At 51.1% G+C, this 268-nt stretch carries 1 pseudogene; it reads right to left on the reverse strand.

What is annotated here, in order from left to right:
* Positions 1–268 (reverse strand): annotated as a pseudogene (locus DWY57_RS21490) (capsular polysaccharide biosynthesis protein CapF); the annotation flags it as partial.

A 268-nucleotide genomic window follows, 5' to 3' on the forward strand; every position in this document is an offset into this window, starting at 1 on the left:
TAGCTGAACCGTTCTTCAGGCAGGTATGAGAGGTATGTGGAATAGAGTTTCTTTGTAAAGGCATCGCTCAAATCCGGGACGGACAAGGTACCGGGCATTTGCCTGAAAGACCTTATCAGTTCCACAATGCCGCCCAAGGTAATGGTATGTACCACGGGCACTTCGCAATAATCCCCGTTGCGGTGTTCCATGCCGCTCAGGGCAGAGATAAGCTCGTCCACCACATCGTCTATGTAAACCAGATGCATCACCACCGAAGGGTCGTTCA

The organism is Bacteroides sp. AF25-5LB (assembly GCF_003602965.1).
Classification (GTDB): domain Bacteria; phylum Bacteroidota; class Bacteroidia; order Bacteroidales; family Bacteroidaceae; genus Bacteroides; species Bacteroides uniformis.